The organism is Mycobacterium sp. (genome assembly GCF_049683935.1).
In the GTDB taxonomy this organism is placed as follows: domain Bacteria; phylum Actinomycetota; class Actinomycetes; order Mycobacteriales; family Mycobacteriaceae; genus Mycobacterium.
In genome coordinates, this window is the sequence record NZ_JBAUJR010000145.1 from 1 (window position 1) to 2,186 (window position 2,186).

Annotated in this window: 1 protein-coding gene and 1 pseudogene; both read right to left on the bottom strand. The window is 67.5% G+C overall.

Annotation, left to right across the window (positions count from 1 at the left end; all coding sequences use genetic code 11):
• A pseudogene (locus tag WA965_RS08265) lies at positions 1 to 195 on the bottom strand (UDP-N-acetylmuramoyl-L-alanyl-D-glutamate--2,6-diaminopimelate ligase); the annotation flags it as partial.
• Between the two features lie 33 nt (positions 196 to 228).
• A partial coding sequence (locus WA965_RS08270) for a peptidoglycan D,D-transpeptidase FtsI family protein (RefSeq protein ID WP_526447350.1) occupies positions 229 to 2,186 on the bottom strand: 1,958 nt, incomplete at its 5' end.

The window sequence follows — 2,186 nt, forward strand, 5'->3', positions numbered from 1 at the left end:
GGCACCGTGCGCGCTCGACCCGGGCAGCGCCGCGAACAGATCGCCGGCCTCGGCGTCCTGGCAGCGCAGTGTCACACCCGTGACCCGGATGTCCGGCGCGGTGAGCCCGGTGGCCGGCTCGAAGGAAATCCCGGCGAGCAGGTCGGCAACGGCGGCGAGTGGCAGACCGGCGGGATTGGAGGGGCGCAGACTCATGGCCTAGACACAGTACCGGCCGGGTAGATCAGCTCAGCCGGCCTGAAGTGTCAGCGGCGCACCCGGATCCGCCGACAGCGGCACGTTCTCCCGCTGCAGCAGCCAGGACGCGATGTTGTGGAACAGCGGTGCGCCCGACGATCCGGGTGAGCCGTCAGCGGCACGATGTGGCGCGTCCAGCATCACCCCGACGACGTAGCGGGGGTCGTCGGACGGAGCCATCCCCGCGAAGGTGATCCAATACACGTCGCTGTAGTAGCAGCCGCACGCCGGGTTGATCTGCTGGGCGGTGCCCGTCTTGCCCGCGATCTGATATCCCTCGACCGCCGCCTGTGGCCCGGTGCCCTGCTGCACACCCATCGGGTCGCGCTGCACCACCGAGCGGAACATGTTGCGCACGGTGCGTGCCGTCTCCGGCGACACCACCCGCACGCCTTCGGGCCGGGGTTCCTCGGTGCGCGTGCCATCGGCGGCGATCGTCGCCTTCACGATGCGCGGCGGGACGCGGACACCGTCGTTCGCGATCACCTGGTACATTCCGGCCATCTGCAGCAGGGTCATCGAAAGCCCCTGCCCAATAGGCAGATTGGAGAACGTACTGCCGGACCACTGGTCGATCGGCGGCACCAGCCCGGCACTCTCGCCGGGCAGCCCGACGCCGGTGCGCTGGCCGAGTCCGAACTTGCGCAGCATCTCGGCGTAACGCTGTTCCCCGACGCGCTGAGCCAGCATCAGCGTGCCGACATTCGACGACTTCCCGAACACCCCTGTGGTGGTGTAGGGCATCACTCCGTGCTTCCACGCGTCGCCGACCGTGACACCACCCATGTTGATCGAGCCCGGCACCTGCAGCACCTCGTCGGGGTTGGACAGCCCGTACTCGATGACCGATGCGGCGGTGACGATCTTGTTCACCGAGCCCGGTTCGAACGGTGACGAGACCGACAGGTTGCCCATCTCGCGATTGTCCTGACGGCTGAGGTCCTGTGACGGGTCGAACGTGTTGTCGTTCGACATCGCCAACACCTCACCGGTCTTGGCGTCGAGCACCACAGCGGACGCGTTCTTCGCTCCGGAGGCGTCCTTGGCCATCTGCACCTGCTGCTGCACATAGAACTGGATGTCGTCGTCGATGGTCAGCATCACCGACGAGCCGTTCACCGCATCGTGGCGATTGCGATAACTGCCCGGGATGACCACGCCGTCCGAACCGCGGTCGTAGGTGACCGAACCGTCGGTGCCGGCCAGCACCGAATCCATCGAATCCTCGAGCCCGAGCAGTCCGTGGCCGTCCCAGTCGATGCCACCGACGATGTTGGCGGCGAGCACTCCGCCGGGGTACTGGCGCAGGTCCTGGCGCTCCGAGCCGACTTCGGGGAACTCGGTGGTGATGGCGTCGGCGATGGTCGGATCGACGGCACGCGCGAGGTAGACGAATGTCTCGTTGCTGCGCAGCTTCTTGAGCACGGTCGCGCTGTCGGGCTTGTTGCCGAGACGGGTGGCCACCTCGGTTGCGATGTCACGCAGCCGACGGTCCGGGTCGGGGGCCTCTGATGCGGTCACCGCATTCTTCTCGTACGCCTCCTGCAATTCCTTGCGCACCTTGACGGGTTGGAATGTCAGCGCTCGGGCCTCGATGGTGAAGGCCAGCTTGTCGCTGTTGCGGTCGACGATCGCGCCGCGCAGTGCGGCGTCGATGTCGGTCACCTTCAACTGACTGGCCGCCTCGGCGCGCAACCCTTCAGCGCGGGGCACCTGCAGCGTGAACAACTGGGCAGCAGCCACCACCAGAAGCAGGAACACCGCTGCATTGCCTGCGCGGTGCCGGAACACGAATGACGCGCTACGCAAACCGCTTTGGGATGCCGCCTGGCGGGTGCGCCGCGACCGGGCCGAGCGCTCCGTGCCCGGGGTGCTCTTCGCCGTCTTCGCGACTCTCGGCGACTTCGCCGACTTTTCCGGCGTCGCCGCGGGCTTGCGGCGGCCTGCGT